This is a genomic window from Streptomyces sp. NPDC028928 (genome assembly GCF_055564915.1).
Window position 1 is genome coordinate 175,111 of record NZ_JBVHVI010000006.1, and the last position, 17,709, is coordinate 192,819.

Below are 17,709 nucleotides of genomic sequence, written 5' to 3' on the forward strand. Positions count from 1 at the left end.
ACCCCTGTGCGGCTGACCGTCGGGGACAGCCAACCAGATGTGGACGTGCCCCGCACCGGCGGGTCGCGTCAGCGCACGCCCTGCGGGCGGAACTGGATGCTGATGCGCGGTCCCGTGGCCCGGCTGGACTTGGGGACGCAGTGTTCCCAGGTGCGCTGGCAGGAGCCGCCCATCACGATGAGGTCGCCGTGGCCGAGCGGGCGCCGGACCGCCGTGCCGCCTCCGCCGGCCGGGCGCAGCAGCAGGTCGCGGGGCTCGCCGACGGAGAGGATCGCGACCATCGTGTCCTCCCGGGAGCCCCGGCCGATCCGGTCGCCGTGCCAGGCGACGCTGTCCCGGCCGTCCCGGTAGTAGCACAGCCCGGCGGTGGTGAACGGCTCGCCCAGTTCGTCGGCGTAGTGCCGGGACAGGGCGGTGCGGGCCTCGTCGAGGACGGGGTGGGGGAGGGGGTCCCCGGCCTGGTAGAAGGCGAGCAGGCGCGGCACGGCCACCACGTTGTCGTACATCTTGCGCTGTTCGGCCCGCCACGGGACCTCGGCCGCCAGGTGTTCGAACAGGTCGTCCGCACCGCTCAGCCAGCCCGGCAGGACGTCGATCCAGGCGCCCGATCCCAGTCCGGTCCGGCGCAGGGCGTCGAGCGGGCCGAGCCGCGGCTCGTCGGTCTGGTCGAACAGGGAGCCCTGGAGGTGCGTGGACATGGGTCCAGCGTACTCCTTAATCGAAAACTTGTTCCCCTTGATCGTGTGGCCCGGAGTCAAGGGGATCAAGGGGATCAAGAGGGCGGTCCGCGAGGCTTTCGATACATCGGTGTATCGGATACATTCGCGTATCGAACCGACCGGAGGGGGCAGCCATGGACACGGCCAAGCGCGTCACCCGGCGCCGCGTCCGCACCCGCGCCCGGCTGCTCGAGGCCGCGTTCGCGGTGTTCGCGGCCAAGGGCTTCGGGCGGGTCTCCATCGAGGAGGTCTGCGAGGCGGCCGGGTTCAGCCGGGGCGCCTTCTACTCGAACTTCGCCACCCTGGACGAGCTGTTCTTTGCCCTCTACCAGGAACGCGCCGACCTCATCGCCGGCCAGGTGGCCGACGCCCTCGCCCAGGACGGGCCCGACCTGGACGTGCCCGCCTCCGTGGACCGGGTCACCGAGGTGCTGCTGCTCGACGTCGACTGGCTGCTGGTGAAGACCGACTTCCTGGTGCACGCCGCCCGGGACCCGGCCGTCGGCCGGGCCCTCCTCGACCACCGCGCGCGGCTCCGCCGGGCCATCGCCGACCGGCTCTCCCGGGCCCGCGGCCACACCGAACTGCCCGCCGTGCTCGGCGACGCCGACGGCGCCGCGCACGCCGTGGTCGCCGCGTACGACGGGGTCACCACCCAACTGCTGCTGGACCGGGACGTCGAGGCCGCCCGGGTCTGGCTGGGGCAACTGCTCACGGCGCTGCTCACGGACGGCAGCCGCACCCCCGCCTGAGCACCGGCACGGCCCCCTCCCCGCACCGTCAGGAAGGACACCCTCGCCATGGACGCGGACGTCATCGTCGTAGGAGCCGGACTCGCCGGGCTCGTCGCGGCGCACGAGCTGAACCGCCGGGGCCGCCGGGTCGCCCTGGTCGACCAGGAGAACGCCGCCAACCTCGGCGGCCAGGCGTTCTGGTCCTTCGGCGGCCTCTTCCTCGTCGACTCGCCCGAGCAGCGCCGCCTCGGCATCAAGGACTCCTTCGCCCTCGCCTGGAGCGACTGGCAGGGCAGCGCGCAGTTCGACCGGCGGGCCGACGAGGACGCCTGGGCGGTGCGCTGGGCCCGCGCCTACGTGGAGTGGGCGGCCGGCGAGAAGCGGTCCTGGCTCCAGGGGCACGGCATCGAGCTGCTGCCCACCGTCGGCTGGGCCGAGCGCGGCGACCTGCGCGCGGACGGCCACGGCAACTCGGTGCCCCGCTTCCACGTCGCCTGGGGCACCGGCACCGGCGTGGTCGAACCGTTCGTCCGGTACGCCCGGCAGGCCGCCCGGGACGGGCTGCTGACCTTCCACCACCGCCACCGGGTGGACGAGCTGGTCATCGAGGACGGCACGGCACGCGGCGTACGCGGCACCGTCCTCGCCCCCGACGACTCCCCGCGCGGTGTCGCCTCCAGCCGCGACCGCGCCGGCGACTTCGAACTCACCGCCCAGGCCGTCGTCGTCACCACCGGCGGCATCGGCGCCGACCACGACATCGTCCGCCGCTACTGGCCCGAGCGGCTCGGCACGCCCCCCGCCGAGATGGTCACCGGCGTCCCGGCCTACGTCGACGGCCGCATGCTCGACATCAGCGCCGAGGCCGGCGTACGGCTCGTGAACCGCGACCGCATGTGGCACTACACCGAGGGCCTGCAGAACTGGGACCCGATATGGCCCGGCCACGGCATCCGGGTCCTGCCCGGCCCGTCCTCCATCTGGCTCGACGCCCTCGGCCGCCGGCTGCCCGACCCCTGCCTGCCCGGCTACGACACCCTCAACACACTGAAGTACCTGCGCACCACCGAGGACATCGCCGGGTACGACCACTCCTGGTTCATCCTCACCCGGAAGATCATCGAGAAGGAGTTCGCGCTCTCCGGCTCCGAGCAGAACCCCGACATCACCGCCAAGGACCGGGGGGCCGTGCTGCGCGACCGGCTGCTCGGCAAGGGCGCCCCCGGCCCGGTGCAGGCCTTCCTCGACCACGGCGCCGACTTCGTCACCGCAGGCACCCTGGAGCAGCTGGTCGACAGGATGAACGCGCTGACCGGCAAGCCGCTGCTGGAGGCGGCCGAGGTGCGCCGCCAGATCGAGGCCCGCGACCTGCAGATCGCCAACCCCTACAGCAAGGACGCCCAGGTGCAGGGCATCCGCAACGCCCGCCGCTACATCGGCGACCGCCTCGGCCGGGTCGCCACCCCGCACCGCATCCTCGACCCGGCCGCGGGCCCCCTGATCGGGGTCCGGCTGCACGTGCTGACCCGCAAGACCCTCGGCGGCATCCAGACCGACCTGGACTCCCGCGCCCTCGGCACCGACGGCACGCCGATCGAGGGACTGTACGCGGCCGGTGAGGTCGCCGGGTTCGGCGGCGGCGGTGTCCACGGCTACAACGCCCTGGAGGGCACCTTCCTCGGCGGCTGCCTGTTCTCGGGGCGGGCCGCCGGCCGGCACGCGGCCCGGCACACCGGCTGACCTCAGCCCTCCAACAGCTCCGCGAGGACGTGCGCGTGGCTCTCCTCCGGCTTCTTCGACGCCGTGAGGAGGGTCACCCTGCCCTTGCGGGCCGACTTCCTGAGGCGGTCCAGCAGTTCGGCGGCCCCGGGGGCGTCCAGCTCCTGCTCGTACCGGCTCCTGAACTCCTCGTAGGCGCCCCCGCCGTGATACCACTTCCGCAGCTCGCTGGAGGGGGTCAGTTCCTTCGGCCACTCGTCCACATGGGCCTCGTCCTTGGCGAGGCCGCGCGGCCACAGCCGGTCGACCAGCACGCGCAGGCCGTCGTCGGGCTCGGGCGGTTCGTAGATCCGGCGCACACGCACGCTCACGGTCGGGCCCCTCTCGGGTCGTGGACGGTTCCGCGAGCGTACTGCGCCGGCCCGCGTCCGCCCGGCGGCGACGCGGCACGTCCTGAGCGGACCACACGACTTGACCGGAACAAGGGGGAAACCGGGCCCGCGCGGCGCCTAGTCTGACGGCCAGTCGATCACCGACCGGCCCGAGGAGCGCATGTGACGCCACCCCGCAGACAGCCCGCACGACGCCGTACCGCCACGCTCGCCACCGTCCCCGTCGCCGTGGCGGCGCTCCTCGGCGCCGCCGGACCCACCGCGCCGGGCACCACCGGCGCGCCCGGCGCGGGCGACCCCTACTTCCCGCTCAGCGGCAACGGCGGCTACGACGTCCGCCACTACGACCTGACGCTGCGTTACGACACCGGCTCCCGCCGCCTGGACGGCACGGCCGTGCTCACCGCCCGCGCCACGCAGAAGCTCACCCGGTTCGACCTCGACCTGAAAGGCCTGAAGGTCACCGCCGTCACCGTCGACCGCACCGAGGCGGCCTTCCGGCGCGACGGCCAGGAACTGATCGTCACCCCGCGCCACGCCCTGCGCCGGGGACAGGAGTTCCGCGTCACCGTCGCCTACCACGGCATCCCGAAGCCGGTCACCGACCCCGACGGCTCGGCGGACGGCTGGATCCCCACCGACGACGGCGCCTTCGTCGCGGGCGAGCCGCAGGGCGCCATGACATGGTTCCCCGCCAACGGCCACCCGAAGGACAAGGCGTCGTACGACTTCACGATCACCGTGCCGAAGGGGCGTACCGCCGTCGCCAACGGCGTCCTGCTCGGCGAGCGCACCGCCCACGGGCGGACCACCTTCCGCTGGCGCGAGACCCAGCCCATGGCCGCCTACCTCGCCACCGCCACCATCGGCACGTTCCAGGTCGAGCGGTACACCACCCGCGACGGCCTGCAGGTGTACAACGCCGTGGACGCCCGCGAGGCGCGCGCCGCCGCACCCGTCCTGAAGAAGCTGCCCTCCGTCCTGGAGTGGGAGAGCAAGCTGTTCGGGCCGTACCCGTTCCGGGCCGCCGGCTCGGTCGTCGACCACGCCCCGGACGTCGGCTACGCCCTGGAGACCCAGACCCGGCCGCTGTACGACTCCGCACCCGACCTCGGCACCCTCGTCCACGAGAGCGCCCACCAGTGGTTCGGCGACTCCGTCTCCCTCACCGCCTGGAAGGACATCTGGCTCAACGAGGGCTTCGCCACCTACGCCGAGTGGCTCTACGACGAGCAGCACGGCGGCCGCAGCGCCCAGAAGACCTTCGACGCCCTCTACGCCCGGCCCGTGAGCGATGAGTTGTGGGCCTACCCGCCGGGCGACCCGGGCAGCGGCAAGAACATCTTCGGCACACCCGTCTACGCCCGCGGCGCCATGGCCCTGCACGAGCTGCGCCGGGCCGTCGGCGACCGGGACTTCTTCCGGATCCTGCGCGCCTGGACGGCCGGGCACCGCGGCGGGCACGGGACGACCGCACAGTTCGTGAGGCTTGCCGAGGAGACGTCGGGGAAGCAGCTGAAGGGGCTGTTCCACACCTGGCTGTACGCGCCGGGCAAGCCGAACAGCGCCTGATCCCTGACCAGTTCCAAACAACTACCGGTCACGATCGGCTCATGATCCGACGCAGAACCGCTCTCGCCGTCCTCGCCTCCCCGCCGCTGCTCACCGGCTGCGGCGGCGGAGCCGAGGCGACCGAGCGCCGGCCCGCGGTCCGCCCTCCGGCGCCGGCGCCCACCCCCGGGACCGCCACGCCGCCGGCACCGCGGGGCATACCAGGACTCGGACCCCGGCGGACCGCGGCGATACCGGAACGCTGCGCGCAGGCCGTCGTCGTCACCGGACGCGGCGAGAACTCCCCGCTCTGCACCGTCGTCCTGCACCAGCGGACCGCCACCGGCTGGCAGGCGGGCCCCGCCTGGCCCGCGCACAACGCCCTGCGCGGCTGGAGCGCCCACCACGTGAGCGGCGACCTGCGTTCCCCGCTCGGCGTCCACACCCTCTCCGACGCCGGCGGTCTGCTCCCCGACCCGGGCAGCAGGCTCCCGTACCACCGCTCCGGCGGATTCCGCTCGCCCGGCACCGGCTTCGAGGGCGAGCCGCTGGAGGGCTCCTTCGACTACGTCATCGCCATCGACTACAACCGCAGGCCCGGCACCTCGCCCCTGGACTGGACCCGGCCGCTCGGACCGGAGCGCGGCGGCGGAGTGTGGCTGCACGTCGACCACGGCGGGCCCACCCACGGCTGCGTCAGCGTCGCCAAGGCGCACATGAAGGACCTCCTGCGCACCCTGGACCCCGGGCGCCACCCGGTCGTCGTCATGGGTCACGCCGGCTGGCTCGCGCGCTGAGCCGCCCGGACAGCCCCTAGGATCCGAACTCGTGTGCGCACATGTGCTGGTCGCCGAGGACGACGAGAAGCAGGCCGAACTGATCCGCCGCTCACTGCTGGCCGAGGGCCACACCGCCACGGTGGTGCACGACGGCGCGGCGGCACTGGACGCCGCCCGCCGCCTCAGGCCCGACCTCCTCGTCCTGGACCTGATGCTCCCCGTCGTCGACGGCCTCGACGTGTGCCGGGCACTGCGCGGCGGCGCCGAACAGCCCGACCTCCCGGTGGTGATGCTCACCGCCCGCGCCGCCGAGGACGACGTGCTGCTCGGCCTCGACGCCGGCGCCGACGACTACCTGACCAAGCCGTACAGCCCCCGTGAGCTGATGGCCCGTATCCGCACGGTCCTGCGGCGCAGCGGGCGGGGCGTCGGAGCCCGGGGCGAGGATCCCGTCGTACGGGCGGCCGGGATCAGCGTCGACCCGGTACGGCACGAGGTGCGCCGCGACGGCGCACCGGTGGAGTGCACCCCGGCCGAGTTCCAGATCCTGCTGGCCATGGCCGGCGAACCGGAGCGGGTCTTCACGCGGCGCCAGCTGCTGCACTGCACCCGCGGCTTCGACCGGGCCTCCACCGAGCGGGCCGTCGACGTCCACATCATGAACCTGCGCCGCAAGATCGAGCCCGACCCACGGCGTCCGGTACGGCTGGTCACCGTGTTCGGCGTCGGCTACAAGCTGACCGGCACCCGGCCGTGAGGCGCCGCATCCCGGTGCGCAAGCGGCTGGTCGTCCGGCTGCTGTTCGTCTCCGCGCTGATCGCCGTCTGTTCGGTGGCGGCCACCGCCTGGCTCGCGGTGACCACCACCACCCGCGCCCTGCAGGAGGAACAGGGCCAGGACCTCGCGGCCGACAACCGCATCCTCGCCCAGCTCAGCGGGTACGCCGCCACCCACCCGGACTGGACGGGGGTCCGGCACGCCCTGCGGGAGCTGGCCGCCCGCACCGGACGCCGGATCGCGCTCACCACCGCCGACCGCACCCCGCTCGCCGACTCCGCGCCCCGCGGCACCCCGCTGCCGCCCCGGCCCGCCGCCACCGTCGACCCGCTGCGCACCGACACCTACACCGAGACCGGCGCCCAGCTCAGCGGCATCGACCCGCGCGTGGTGGGCCCCTACCGGCTCCCGGCGAGGGAACGCGCCGAGCTGGACGCGCTGGCCGCACGGCGCCGGCAGTGCTACGAGCGCTACGGCCTGCAGGCCGACGTCACCCGGACCGCGAGCGGGCGGCCGGTGGTCACCACGGCGGACGGCGCCGACCCCTCCGGCTACGGCGCCACGGTCTGCGAGGACGGTCGGCTCGACACACCCACGCCGACCGAGCAGAAGGCCCTGGACACTCTGGCCGACCTGACCCGGCCCTGCCTGCGCCAGGCCGGCCTGGACCTCGGCGGGCGCCTCCTCCTCACCTTCGACCCCAGCGGCAAGGACCCCTTCGGCGGCGGCCGCCTCCTCGCCAAGTACGCCAAGCTCGGTACCGGCGAGGCCGCGCGGGCGGCCCAGCGCTGCGTCCAGACCGCCCGCCGCACCCAGCTGGAGCCCTATGCCGCCCCGCCGGCCGAGCTGTTCCTCGGCATCGGCGACCGGAACCCGGCCCGCTTCGACATGTCACCGGCCAACAAGGCCAAGGTGGTCGGCGTGGCCGGGCTGGTCCTCGCCGTCACCGTCGCCGTGACCGCCGTCGTCGCCGTACGGCTGGTACGGCCGCTGCGCGCGCTCACCCTGGCCGCGCAAGCGCCGCCCGAGCGGCATGTGCGGGTGCCGGTGACCACTCGCGACGAGACCGGCATCCTCGCCGAGGCCTTCAACGACCTGACCGAGCGCCGCGAGCGCCTGGAGGCGCAGCGCAAGGCCATGGTCAGCGACATCGCGCACGAGCTGCGCAGCCCGCTCACCAACATCCGGGGCTGGCTGGAGGTGGTCCGGGACGGTGTGGTCGAACCCGACCCGGCGCTGCTGGGCTCGCTGCACGAGGAGGCGCTGGTCCTCCAGCGGATCATCGACGACCTGCAGGACCTCGCGGCGGCCGACGCCGGCACCCTGCGCCTGCACCGCGAGCCGCTCAGGGCCGGCGACCTACTGGACCAGGTCGCCGCGGCCCACCGGGTCGCCGCCGACGCGGCCGGGGTCACCCTGCGCACCGGGGCCGACGGCACCGCCTGGCTGGACGCCGACCCGGTGCGGATGCGGCAGGCTCTCGGGAACCTGGTCTCCAACGGGCTGCGGCACACCCCGGCCGGCGGCACCGTCACGCTCGCCGCCCGCCGGGACGGCGACGACGTCGTGCTCACCGTCACCGACACCGGCGCGGGCATCGCGCCCGAGGACCTGCCGCACGTCTTCGAGCGGTTCTGGCGCGCGGAGAAGTCCCGCAGCCGCCGCACCGGCGGCAGCGGCCTCGGCCTGCCGATCGTCCGCCACCTGGTCGCCGCCCACGGCGGCACGGCCGGGGTGGCGAGCGAGCCGGGGGCGGGCGCGGTGTTCACCCTGCGGCTGCCCGCCGTGCCGCCGCCCGGCGACGAGCCCTGAGCGCCCTGGAGCCCTGGGAGCAATGTGAGCCCGGAGAGCGGAACACCGAGATCCGATTTCCGGCGCGCGCCGGGGGTACTCCGGTCGCGCGACACGCAGCACAGGGAGGTCATGCCATGAGCGCACCGGAGGACCTGCCGGTCGTCTCCACGCTCGCCGAAGCGGCCCGCCTGGTCGAACGGCAGCGGGGCCTGTACGTGCGCTGGTCCAAGGGGCCGGGCGCCGACCTCCAGAAGGTCTCCAGCACCGACGAGCTGACCGGCGTCCCCATGCCGGGGCTGTCCGCGAACCCGCTCGACGTGGAGGACTGGTGGGAGGGCCGGTCGGTCGAGCTGTGGGTGGCGCGCCGGCTCTACGACTACGCGCACCTGCCGCACGACAAGGGCCCCGGCGTCCGCCCCTGGGTCCTGCGGGGCCGGGAGACCGGCCGGGGCCCCGACAACGAGCCGCTCGTGGCCGACGTCGAGCCGCTGTGCTGGATCGCCGACGAGGTGATCGAGGCGGCCCGCAAGGAGGTGGCCCGGCAGGAGCGGGAGTGGGGGACCCTGCGCCGCGGCGGCCGCTGAGCCCCTGCCCGCCGCCGAGCCCCTGCCCGCCGCTGAGCCCCTGCCCGCCGCCGAGCCCCTGCGTGCCGGTCAGCCGGAGCGCGGCCGGGAGCGGGCGCGGCGGCGGAGGGCCCGGCGTTCCAGCTCGGTCGTACCGCCCCAGATGCCGATGATCTGCTCCGTACCCAGCGCCCACTCCAGGCACTGCTCCCGGACCGGGCAGCGCCCGCACACCGCCTTGGCCTGCTCGCTCTGCACCTGCGCCGGCCCGGTGGTGCCGATCGGGAAGAACAGATCGGGGTCCTCGTGACGGCACGCGGCATGGTCGCGCCAATTCTCCATCGGAGTCTCCTGCTCGGATCGAAGTCGTCCGTGCCCTGTCGCATCGCGTTCCGACCGCGTTCCGCACGCGTTCCGGACGCGTTCTCCGGGTTCGGGTCACCGGTCGGGACGGCGTGAAACGGCAGAACCGGTGGGGAATCGGAACGGGCACGCGATGACCCCACCCGTCCAACAGCCCGGCAGACGGGGCACGGAGGACACCGCGTCCCCAACTGGATTGTGCCCCTGGGGAGTTCGAGCAGACTGACGTCACTGCCGGACCACAGCGCCACTGTCCGGCTCAGCCGCGCAGCGCTCGCTTCGCCGTTGTCGTCACCGCGTCGGCCAAGGCCGCCAGTGCGGGCGAGTCGAGTTTCCACTGCTGCCAGTGGAGCGTGACATCCATCCACTCGCCGGGCGCGAGTACGACCAGCCGCCCCCGCTCCAGCAGTGGTTCCGCCTGTACCTCCGGGACCATGCCCCAGCCGAGCCCGGCCGCGACCGTGTCCAGGAACCCCTCCGAGGTGGGCACATGGTGCCGGAACGGGCCGGCGGATCCGCGGCCGAGCCGGCGCGCGAAGGCGTCCTGGAAGTCGTCCTTGCGGTCGAAGGCCACCACGGGCGCCCGGGACAGCGCCTCCGGCAGGAGCCGCCCGTCCAGGTGGGCCGCGGCGAACTCGGGCGCGGCCACCGGCAGATACCGCATCCTGCCGAGGGCACGCACCGTACAGCCGGGCACCGGGTCGGGCGAGGAGGTCACCGCCGCCATCACCAGGCCCTCGCGCAGCAGCGCCGCCGTGTGGTCCTCGTCCTCCCGGTGCAGCTCGAAGCAGAGGCCCGGGGCGAGGCCGAGCGCCGGCAGGAACCAGGTCGCCAGCGAGTCCGCGTTCACCGCGACCGAGACCCGCCTGGGCTCCCCGCTGCCGCTCAGCCCCAGTTCGCCCCAGGCGTCCCGCTCCAGCCGGGCGAGCTGCCGGGCGAACCGGACCAGCACCGCGCCGGACTCCGTGGGCCGCACCGGTTTGGTGCGCTGGAGCAGCACCCGGCCGGTGCGCTGTTCGAGCGCCTTGACCCGCTGGCTGACCGCCGAGGGCGTCACGTGCAGCGCAGCGGCCGCCGCGTCGAACGTGCCCTCGTCCACCACGGCCAGCAGCGTCCGTACCTGTTCCAGGGGCAGCTCTGACATCACGAGCACTAAGGATACGTAAAAATCTTTAGCTGTACTTGAGAGCGGCGTTTTCCTAGCGTCGACGGCATGAACCACGCCCTGACCGCCGCGGCCGCCGGATTCGGCACCGGCCTCTCCCTGATCGTCGCCATCGGCGCCCAGAACGCCTTCGTCCTCAGGCAGGGGGTGCGCCGGGACGCCGTCCTCGCCGTCGTCGGCATCTGCGCCCTGTCCGACGCGGTGCTCATCGCGCTGGGCGTCGGCGGGGTCGGCGCCGTGGTGGTGGCCTGGCCGGGCGCGGTGCGGGCGGTCGGGATCGTCGGCGGTGTCTTCCTGCTCTGCTACGGCGCCCTGGCCGCCCGCCGGGTGCTCAGGCCCGGCACCGGGCTGCGCGCGGAGGGCGAGGCGGCCGGGTCGCGCCGCCGGGCGGTGCTCACCTGCCTGGCGATGACGTGGCTGAACCCGCACGTCTACCTGGACACCGTGTTCCTGCTGGGCTCCCTGGCCGCCGACCGGGGCCCGCTGCGCTGGACCTTCGGGCTCGGTGCCGCGCTCGCCAGCCTGTGCTGGTTCGCCGCCCTCGGCTTCGGCGCCCGGCTGCTCGGCCGCCACCTGGCCCGCCCGGGTGCCTGGCGGGTGCTGGACGGCCTGGTCGCCGTCACCATGCTCGCCCTGGGCGCCACCCTGATCGCCGGCTCCTGAGGCACACTCGTTCGTCGCGCACAGCAGATCCTGGGACAGTTAGGCTCTCGAAAAGAAAAGATGTAACGAGCAACCAGGACATCCGTGGACACGAGCGAGAGCAGCAGCACCGAGATCACGACCGGCGCGCCGGCGGCCGAGGACCCGCCGCACCGCGGCTGGCGCCGCTGGGCGATGGACACCCGCCCGCTGCGGATCCCCGCCTACCGGCGCCTGTGGTCGTCGACCATCGTCACCGCCGTCGGCAGCCAGCTCACCGCCGTCGCCGTACCCAAGCAGATCTACGACATCACGCACTCCTCCGCCTGGGTCGGCTACGCGAGCCTCGCCGGCCTGCTGCCGATGGTGGCCTTCGCGCTGTGGGGCGGGGCGGTCGCCGACACCGTGGACCGGCGCAAGCTGCTGCTGGTCACCAACACCGGCATCGCGGTGACCTCGCTGCTGTTCTGGGCGCAGGCCGTCACCGGTACGGAGTCGGTCGTCGTCCTCATGGTCCTGCTCGCGCTGCAACAGGCGTTCTTCGGGCTCAACTCGCCCGCCCGCACCGCCTCCATCGCCCGGCTGGTCCCCGCGGAGCAGCTGCCGGCCGCCAACGCCCTCGGCTCGACGGTGATGCAGACCGGTCTGGTGGCCGGCCCGCTGCTCGCCGGCGCGCTCATCCCGGTCATCGGGCTGCCCGAGCTGTACCTGATCGACGCGCTGGCGCTGTGCGTGACGGTGTGGGCCGTCTTCCGGCTGCCCGCGCTGCCGCCGCTCGGCGCCACCGCCCGCCGGGCCGGACTGCGCGAGATAGCGGCCGGCTTCCGGTACATCTCCCGGCACAAGGTGCTGCTGCTGTCCTTCCTCGCCGATATCGTCGCCATGGTGTTCGGCATGCCCCGCGCCCTGTTCCCGGAGCTGGCCGCGCACACCTACGGCTCCTGGGGCGAGGGTCTCGCGCTCGGTGTGCTGTTCGCCGGCATCCCGGTCGGCGCGGTGCTCGGCGGACTGTTCTCCGGCGTGTTCTCGCGGGCCCGCCGGCACGGCTGGATGGTGATCGGGGCGGTCGTCGGCTGGGGTGCGGCCGTCGCCGGGTCCGGGCTGAGCGGGAACCTGTGGGTCGCCGTGGCCTTCCTCGCGGCGGCCGGTGTCGCCGACATGGTCTCGATGGTCTTCCGCGGCGCCATCCTGCTGTCGGCCGCGACCGACGAGATGCGCGGCCGGATGCAGGGGGTGTTCACGGTGGTCGTCGCGGGCGGGCCGCGCCTGGCCGACGTGCTGCACGGCACCGCCGGCTCGGCGTTCGGCCCGCGGGCCGCCGTCGCGGGCGGCGGTGCCCTGGTCGTCGTGGTGATGCTGGCCCTGGCCGCCGCCGTCCCGGCACTGCGCCGCTACCGCATCTGACGGGACGGCCTAGGGGTTTCGTTCGGATCGGCCCGGGTCCGCGACGCCCGGCACGGCACCTCGCCGCGTTGTCGGATCACCCGAGTACGCCCCGTACGCGGGTCGTCCTCCGCCTTGCGACGCACCGCACCGGACGCCGCGGCCTGATCCGACCTGATCCAAACGAAACCCCCTAGAGCGGGCCGCTGCGCCGTCGCATCGTGTACTGCTCCATCAGCTTTCCCCGGGTCGTCTCCAGCCGGTGGGCGAGGACCTCGGCCACCGTCCGCACCAGCGACAGCCCGAGCAGCGGGTCCTCCACGCACAGCCCGAGCACCGACGGCCCGTCGAACTCGTAGGCGCGTACGTCGGTGAAGGCCACCGCGCCGAAGTCCCACTGGTACGGCGGGAAGAGCCAGGACCAGCCGAGCATGTCCCCCGCGCCGAGCGAGGCCACGGTGACCCGCTGCCGGGAGGTGACCTGCGTGTCCAGGTGGACCGCGCCCGAGCGGATCACCCAGAACCGGTCAGCGGTGCCGCCCGCCTCGAAGATGCGGGTGTCCTCCGGGAAGGAGACCTCCTTCGCCAGCTCCATCAGGCGCTCGCGCTGCGCCTGGGGGAGGGCGGTGAGCAGTTTGATCGCTTTGGTCATGGCGCATGGCTCCTCGCCGGCGGCGGTTGCGGTTCGGGTGCTGTGCTCTCAGGCAGGCCCATTTCGGACTCTCAAGCCCATTTCAGCCGCTGTGACCGCCCGGAGCACGTCGAGGGGAGCGGATCTTTGCCCGCGTGTCGCGCTCGGGACAGCAAAAAGCCCTGGCTGGACGGGGGAAACCAGCCAGGGCCGTATGCGGTGACGCGGGGAGGGGGGGAAGGACGGTTCCGCGCCGCTCCGGCATCACGTATGTGTGAACGATAAACCACCTGCCGTACTTTTGGGTAACCGAAAACCGGGTCAGGTGACCTGTTTCACTCCTTCCGCCTGCGCCGGACTCCTGCCCGGGCAGACGATCTCGTCCAGGACCCGCAGTACCGCCTCGAAGGCCCGGGCCCGGTCCGCCGCCTCCCGGGCGCCCTCCGGATCCGTCGCGGTCAGACTCAGGGCCCGCTCCCGCCAGGCCCGCTCCTCCTCGGCCGCGCGTTCGCAGCCCCGCCGGATCCTCCGCAACAACTCGTCCGCGTCCACGACATCGGTCATGCCCGTCGGGTACCCGCCCGGTCCGCCGTGATGACACCGGCACCGAGGGTGTTTGAGGGCGCCCGGAAGGGTCAGCCGAAAGAAGGAGAAACCCCTGTCATCCGGGCACCGCTCAGGGAGGAAGGGATGCTCGACAAGCACCGGACCCGCTCCGCCACGACCCTGCCGGAAGCCTGCCGCCGGATACCGAGCCGGCCGGCCGACGCCCGCAGAACGGTGGAGCGGGTCATGACCGAACGGTGCCGGGCCCGCGCCCTGCCGTGCCCGGCCGAGGCCGTCGAGGACGCCCTGCTGGTGACCTCGGAACTCACCACCAACGCCCTGCTGCACGGCGGCGGCATCACCGGATTCGACGTCGACGTCGACTCCGGCGGCGTCCGCGTCTCGGTGAGCGACCGCAGCGACGAACTCCCCGTGGCCCACCGGTCCGGCGACGAGCGCGGCGGCCGCCCCGGCGGCCGGGGCTGGCCCATCGTCTGCCGGCTGTCCCGGGACGTCCGGGTGGCCGAGCTGCCCTGCGGCGGCAAGTGCATCACGGCCGTCGTGCCGCTGCGCTGAAGCGGTTTTCGAAGTTCCGCCCAGCCGCGTTTGCCCGCTGGGCCGAGGGGCAGACGGAATCTCGTGCTTCGGACCGGAGGCGCGCGTCCCGCGGGTGACACCACCGCTGCCTGGGCCCCTCCCGGCGGGCCCCGGAGGCTCATCCGCGGCGAACCCTGACACCACCGTTCGGGCCAGGACCCGGAACCGACGTTCCGGCCGTGCCCTGAAACCACGTTCAGGAGCGATTCCGCATGCTGACCGACATGTCGACAAGCCGTCCCGGCACGACCGCCACCGCCGCAGCGGCGCCCACCCGGCGCAACCATGACGACGCCCCGGACACCGCGGAGCTGTTCGCCCGGCTGGCGGAGCTGGACGACGGCCCCGAGCGGGACGCCGTACGCGACGAACTCGTCACCGCCTGGCTGCCCATGGCCCACCGGATCGCCGGCCGGTTCCGCGACCGCGGCGAGTCCGTCGAGGACCTGCGCCAGGTGGCCGCGCTCGGTCTGGTCAAGGCCATCGACCGCTTCGACCCCTCCCGGGGCGCCTTCGAGAGCTACGCCGTGCCGACCATCACCGGAGAGGTCAAGCGGCACTTCCGCGACCGGATGTGGGCCCTCAGGGTGCCGCGCCGGGTGCAGGAACTGCGCAACCGGGTCCGGGTGGCGCGGCGGGAACTCACCCAGAACCCCGGCAGCCCCGAGCCCACCGTCGCCGACATCGCCGCCCACACCGGCCTCAGCGAGGAGGAGGTGACCGCAGGCCTGGAGGCGCTGGAGAGCTTCAGCACCCTCTCGCTGGACGCCGAACTCTCCGCCGGCGACGACGGCTACAGCCTCGCCGACACCCTCGGCGCCACGGACACCTCCTACGATGTCGTGGTCGACCGCGAGGCCGCCAAGGAGGGACTGCGCCGGCTGCCCGAACGCGAGCGGGCCATCCTCTACATGCGCTTCTTCGAGGACATGACCCAGAGCCGCATCGCCGACCGGCTCGGCATCTCCCAGATGCACGTCTCCCGGCTGATCAGCCGCAGCTGCGCCCGGGTCCGCGACGAGGTGCTCGGCAGCCACCGCCCCGGCCCCGCCGACCAGCGGTGAACCAGCGGTGAGGGGTCACCTCGGCGGCTGGGCCGGCCCGCCGGCGACGCCCAGCGGCCGGGCCAGACCGGAGACGGCCTCGTCCAGGCGCTGCAGATGGCGCAGCACCCGGTCGGTCACGCGGCCGTAGCGCGGGGTGCGCAGGGTGCCCGGCTCCAGCATCGACGCGATGCTGGGGCCGGTCTCGATCTCCGCGTCGGCCCGCGGGTCCGTGACATGCGCGGCGATCGCCTCGATGTTGTGCACGATCCGCCCGCACGCCCCGCGCAGCCGCGGGTCCGCCGCGATCGACGGATGCGTCGGCAGCAGCTCGGCCGTGGCCGCGAGGGACCGCCCGTGGTAGGCGCAGGTCTCCAGCAGCGCCACCACGTACCGGGCCGTGTTCCGGCGTGAGCGCAGCGGCGTGATCGGATGCGTCAGCGGCTGGGTCGCCGCGCGCAGGTCGGCCAGCGCCTGGTCCAGCTCGCGCGCCTGCTCCACCAGGTCACCGCCCGCCCCGCCGCTCAGCTGGTCGACGGCGCCCCGCGTCACCTCGGCGAGCCGGTCGAGGACCGCCACGAGAAGGTCGTTGGTCCGGCGGTCGGTGTGGATCGGCAGCACGACGGCCGCCGCGATCACCCCGCAGGCCGCACCCAGCGCCGTCTCCTCGATCCGCAGCACCAGCACCGACATGCTGTAGGTGTTCAGCAGGGTGTACAGCAGCCCGAGCATGGCCGTCACGAAGAACGACATCAGCGTGTACGACAGGGGAGCGGTGTAGAACATCGCGAAGATGAACAGCAGCACCAGCGCGAACGCCGTCCACGTGTGGTGCCCGACCAGCGCGGCCAGCCCGATGCCGGCCACCACTCCCAGCACCGTGCCCAGCAGCCGCCGGTAGCCCTTCACCAGGATCTCGCCGGTGGAGGCGGTGTTGAGGAACACGATCCAGCAGGTCAACACCGCCCAGTACCAGCGTTGGGTGGACAGCAGCTCGCCGCCGGCGATGGCCAGCGAGGAGCCGACGGCGACCTGGACGGCGGCCCGGGTGGTGGGCCGTTGCAGACCGGCCGGCTCCGGCTCCTCCGGTTCGTTCTCCTCGCTGCTCTCGATCGCGGCGTCCTCCGCGTCCAGCTCCTCGCGCGAGCGGGCGGTCGCCGGGGTGTCGTCGGACTCGTCCTGCGGCCCCTCCAGGGCGACCCGCAGGCCGAGCGCGGCCCGGGCGGCCTCGCCGAGGCCCCGGAAGACGTCCTGCACGGCCGGGGAGGCCGGGGGCAGGTTCTCCTCCTCCCGGTAGCCGAGGAGCCGGTTGCGCACCTGGGCGAGCGCTGTTCCCGACGCCTCCCCGGCCGGCCGCAGCATCAGCAGCCGCAGCGCCCCCAGATCCCGGCGCAGCGCGTCCGTCGCCTCGTCCCGTACCGGCAGCTCGCCGCCGGAGGGCAGCGGGGCGCCCGGCAGATGCAGGGTGAGGGTGTCGGTCCGCCGGGCGCTGCGCGCGGTGAGCAGCAGCAGACCGAGCCGCTCGGCGGCGATCTCGGCGTCCGCGATCCGCCGCTGGAGCAGCCGGGCCGCCGCCGGGTCCGAGACGCCGTCCTCCAGCCGGCCCTGGATCATCAGCGCCGCCTCGTGCAGCCGCGCGGTGCCCTCGCGCAGGTCCTCCAGCACCTTCTCCGCGTCCTCGGGACCGGCGTCCGGCAACTCGGCCTGGGTGGCGAGCAGCTGGGCGAGCCGGGCGCGGAAGGCCCGCCGCAGCCGGTCCAGGGTGCCCGCCGGGGTCTGCGGCAGCAGCGCGAACCGGGCGGTGGCGCTGCACGCGAACGCCACGCAGATCACGCCGTACAGCGCGGGCAGCGCGGACGGGGCCGCGCCCACGAACAGCGACAGGAAGTAGATCTGGAAGCCGATCAGCCCCAGCGCCGTACCGCGGTCGCCGAACCGGCGGCCGTAGACGGCGCAGAAGATGAGGACGACGAAGAACAGGTCGCCTGCGACCACCCGCTGGTTGAGCAGCGCGCCCAGCGACACCGAGGCCAGCGCCACCGGCAGGCCGAGCGCGAGGGTGACGGCCTGCGGTCCGCGCTGCTTCTCCCGGACGGCGAAGGTGGCGACCATCGCCGCCATGGCCCCGGCGACCAGCTGGGGCACCGGGACGCGCAGCGCGGCCAGGACGGCGAGGGTCAGGGCGATCGCGGTGACCGTGCGCAGGCCCGCGGTGAGCCGGAGCAGCCCGGGGTCCGACGCCGCGAGCCGGTCCCACATCCGTACCCGTCCCGACCGTCCCGCTGCCCTCACGCCGCCGTGCTCTCTCCCG

At 73.8% G+C, this 17,709-nt stretch carries 18 protein-coding genes; 11 read left to right on the top strand and 7 right to left on the bottom strand.

Translation table 11 applies throughout. The annotated features are described in order from the left end of the window. Window positions 1-68 precede the first annotated feature (68 nt). Window positions 69-698, bottom strand: a complete 630-nt coding sequence (locus ACZ4U1_RS16540; protein WP_467903794.1) for an alpha-ketoglutarate-dependent dioxygenase AlkB — start codon at window positions 696-698, stop codon at window positions 69-71. Window positions 699-853: 155 nt separating this feature from the next. Here ACZ4U1_RS16540 and ACZ4U1_RS16545 point away from each other — a divergent pair, with 155 nt between their 5' ends. Together ACZ4U1_RS16545 and ACZ4U1_RS16550 are read left to right on the top strand one after the other, a co-directional pair. Beyond that, a complete protein-coding gene (locus ACZ4U1_RS16545; RefSeq protein ID WP_467903796.1) occupies window positions 854-1,471 on the top strand; it encodes a TetR/AcrR family transcriptional regulator in 618 nt (205 codons plus the stop codon). A gap of 48 nt (window positions 1,472-1,519) precedes the next feature. Next, the gene (locus tag ACZ4U1_RS16550) at window positions 1,520-3,193 is read left to right on the top strand and encodes an FAD-binding dehydrogenase (RefSeq protein WP_467903798.1); all 1,674 of its coding nucleotides are present in this window, start codon (window positions 1,520-1,522) and stop codon (window positions 3,191-3,193) included. Window positions 3,194-3,195: 2 nt separating this feature from the next. Here the strand turns inward: ACZ4U1_RS16550 and ACZ4U1_RS16555 are convergent, their stop codons facing one another. Next, a complete protein-coding gene (locus tag ACZ4U1_RS16555) occupies window positions 3,196-3,543 on the bottom strand; it encodes a DUF488 domain-containing protein (protein ID WP_467903799.1) in 348 nt (115 codons plus the stop codon). A 183-nt stretch (window positions 3,544-3,726) separates the two neighbouring features. Here ACZ4U1_RS16555 and ACZ4U1_RS16560 point away from each other — a divergent pair, with 183 nt between their 5' ends. From ACZ4U1_RS16560 to ACZ4U1_RS16580, 5 genes are all read left to right on the top strand, one after another. Next, the gene (locus tag ACZ4U1_RS16560) at window positions 3,727-5,136 is read left to right on the top strand and encodes a M1 family metallopeptidase (protein ID WP_467903801.1); all 1,410 of its coding nucleotides are present in this window, start codon (window positions 3,727-3,729) and stop codon (window positions 5,134-5,136) included. A gap of 41 nt (window positions 5,137-5,177) precedes the next feature. Next, window positions 5,178-5,912 (top strand): L,D-transpeptidase family protein, encoded by a 735-nt coding sequence (locus tag ACZ4U1_RS16565; RefSeq protein WP_467903803.1) that lies wholly within the window; start codon window positions 5,178-5,180, stop codon window positions 5,910-5,912. Between the two features lie 31 nt (window positions 5,913-5,943). After that, window positions 5,944-6,651 carry a response regulator transcription factor gene (locus ACZ4U1_RS16570; RefSeq protein WP_467903805.1) on the top strand — a complete coding sequence of 236 codons (708 nt, stop codon included), beginning with the start codon at window positions 5,944-5,946 and terminating at the stop codon, window positions 6,649-6,651. After that, complete coding sequence (locus ACZ4U1_RS16575; protein ID WP_467903807.1) at window positions 6,648-8,483, top strand: sensor histidine kinase; 1,836 nt, start codon at window positions 6,648-6,650, stop codon at window positions 8,481-8,483. Before ACZ4U1_RS16570 ends, ACZ4U1_RS16575 begins: the two co-directional genes overlap by 4 nt. Window positions 8,484-8,599: 116 nt before the next feature. Continuing rightward, the gene (locus ACZ4U1_RS16580) at window positions 8,600-9,049 is read left to right on the top strand and encodes a DUF6098 family protein (protein ID WP_467903809.1); all 450 of its coding nucleotides are present in this window, start codon (window positions 8,600-8,602) and stop codon (window positions 9,047-9,049) included. A gap of 69 nt (window positions 9,050-9,118) precedes the next feature. On the opposite strand, the gene ACZ4U1_RS16585 is transcribed toward ACZ4U1_RS16580, so the two are convergent. After that, a complete protein-coding gene (locus ACZ4U1_RS16585) occupies window positions 9,119-9,370 on the bottom strand; it encodes a WhiB family transcriptional regulator (RefSeq protein WP_467903811.1) in 252 nt (83 codons plus the stop codon). A gap of 280 nt (window positions 9,371-9,650) precedes the next feature. Then, the gene (locus ACZ4U1_RS16590) at window positions 9,651-10,535 is read right to left on the bottom strand and encodes a LysR family transcriptional regulator ArgP (RefSeq protein WP_467903813.1); all 885 of its coding nucleotides are present in this window, start codon (window positions 10,533-10,535) and stop codon (window positions 9,651-9,653) included. A gap of 69 nt (window positions 10,536-10,604) precedes the next feature. On the opposite strand from ACZ4U1_RS16590, the gene ACZ4U1_RS16595 reads away from it, so the two are divergent. Both ACZ4U1_RS16595 and ACZ4U1_RS16600 read left to right on the top strand, forming a co-directional pair. Further along, window positions 10,605-11,219: a LysE/ArgO family amino acid transporter gene (locus ACZ4U1_RS16595; protein ID WP_467903815.1), complete on the top strand. Its 615-nt coding sequence runs from the start codon at window positions 10,605-10,607 to the stop codon at window positions 11,217-11,219. 84 nt (window positions 11,220-11,303) lie between these two features. Next, window positions 11,304-12,602: an MFS transporter gene (locus ACZ4U1_RS16600; RefSeq protein WP_467903817.1), complete on the top strand. Its 1,299-nt coding sequence runs from the start codon at window positions 11,304-11,306 to the stop codon at window positions 12,600-12,602. 172 nt (window positions 12,603-12,774) lie between these two features. On the opposite strand, the gene ACZ4U1_RS16605 is transcribed toward ACZ4U1_RS16600, so the two are convergent. Together ACZ4U1_RS16605 and ACZ4U1_RS16610 are read right to left on the bottom strand one after the other, a co-directional pair. Next, window positions 12,775-13,233: a cyclic nucleotide-binding domain-containing protein gene (locus ACZ4U1_RS16605; RefSeq protein WP_467903819.1), complete on the bottom strand. Its 459-nt coding sequence runs from the start codon at window positions 13,231-13,233 to the stop codon at window positions 12,775-12,777. A gap of 300 nt (window positions 13,234-13,533) precedes the next feature. Continuing rightward, window positions 13,534-13,776 carry a hypothetical protein gene (locus ACZ4U1_RS16610; protein ID WP_467903821.1) on the bottom strand — a complete coding sequence of 81 codons (243 nt, stop codon included), beginning with the start codon at window positions 13,774-13,776 and terminating at the stop codon, window positions 13,534-13,536. Window positions 13,777-13,902: 126 nt separating this feature from the next. Between ACZ4U1_RS16610 and ACZ4U1_RS16615 the strand changes: the two genes are divergently transcribed. Both ACZ4U1_RS16615 and ACZ4U1_RS16620 read left to right on the top strand, forming a co-directional pair. Beyond that, window positions 13,903-14,334 (top strand): ATP-binding protein, encoded by a 432-nt coding sequence (locus tag ACZ4U1_RS16615; RefSeq protein WP_467903823.1) that lies wholly within the window; start codon window positions 13,903-13,905, stop codon window positions 14,332-14,334. 233 nt (window positions 14,335-14,567) lie between these two features. Next, on the top strand, window positions 14,568-15,419 hold the full coding sequence (locus tag ACZ4U1_RS16620; protein ID WP_467903825.1) for an RNA polymerase sigma factor SigF: 852 nt from the start codon (window positions 14,568-14,570) through the stop codon (window positions 15,417-15,419). A gap of 15 nt (window positions 15,420-15,434) precedes the next feature. Here ACZ4U1_RS16620 and ACZ4U1_RS16625 read toward each other — a convergent pair whose 3' ends face one another. Next, window positions 15,435-17,657: an FUSC family protein gene (locus tag ACZ4U1_RS16625; protein WP_467904190.1), complete on the bottom strand. Its 2,223-nt coding sequence runs from the start codon at window positions 17,655-17,657 to the stop codon at window positions 15,435-15,437. Between the last annotated feature and the right edge of the window lie 52 nt (window positions 17,658-17,709).